The sequence below is a fragment of the Candidatus Termitispirillum reticulitermitis genome (genome assembly GCF_054655775.1).
In genome coordinates this window covers 1-1,077 of the sequence record NZ_BAAIHG010000160.1, presented here as the reverse complement: position 1 = coordinate 1,077, position 1,077 = coordinate 1, and the positions used below count along the sequence as shown (strand labels likewise).

1 protein-coding gene is annotated in these 1,077 nt (G+C 46.1%); it reads left to right on the top strand.

The window, feature by feature from the left end:
• Window positions 1–170 precede the first annotated feature (170 nt).
• A partial coding sequence (locus tag AC1MDJ_RS07995; protein WP_479690388.1) for a flagellin N-terminal helical domain-containing protein occupies window positions 171–1,077 on the top strand: 907 nt, incomplete at its 3' end.

Below are 1,077 nucleotides of genomic sequence, written 5' to 3'. Positions count from 1 at the left end.
TTTATAGTATAAGATACCTACAATTAAGTTAGGTATTAAGATAATTAAGCCGACTAGTAGCTATTCGCCGTTTGGCGTTTATGGTATTAGTCGGCTTTCTATTTTTATCTAGCTTGCGCGTTTTAGGATAATGAATGCGTTAGTTGTCGCGGGCTTGGCATGGAGGTGTTGTGGCTCTCTCTATTTACACCAATGTATGGTCTTCTGTGGCGCAGAGGAATCTTGAGTCTGCCAACAGCACGCTTGGCAAGTCAATAGAGCGGCTGTCGTCAGGGTTGCGCATAAACCATGCGTCAGACGATGCTTCAGGATTAGCTGTATCGGAGAAGTTGCGGACACAGATTAGTGCGTTGACTAAGGCTGCAAACAATGCGCAGGACGCCGTTTCATTTTTACAAACAGCAGATGGCGGCATGGAAGTTATAGGCGATATGTTGCAACGTATGCGGGAGCTTGCAAGTCAGGCGGGCAATGGTAGCCATACGAGTAATGATAGGCGGGAATTACAGAAGGAGTTTGAGCAACTCAAGGCGGAAATTAACAGGGTATCAAACGCAACGGAGTTTAATACCAAGAGGTTATTATCAGGCGATGCTGCAGGTTTATGGTCGGCAACGAGCAATGATGTTGATGTTATATTCAGGAGTGCTCCTGTATCAGGAGACTACAAGCTAACATTTAGCACTACGGCAGGGGAGAATGCAGTCTATCATACAGCACAACTCATGGACTACACGAAACGTCTCAGCTACCCTGGGATAACGAATGCTGTAGTAGAGGGGATGGATAACAATACAGCGAAGTTCATAGTAAGCGATGATACGGTACATATAGCGCCAGCTGGTGTTGGTGATGGTGGCAACGACCGTAGAGCAGCGTCGTCATTTCTTGCGTCAAATGTTATTAGTCCCCCGCTCGCGAGGCGAACACAAGAAGTGCGCGGTAGCTCTGCTATTGCTCATGATGTCTATGCAGATGGTGTCATTGAGAGAACGTATGATATAGAACCTTACTCATACACTAACTTTTCAGGCTACTATGTGGCAGTTGACATGGTTTCTGTAGCTGATGCTATTG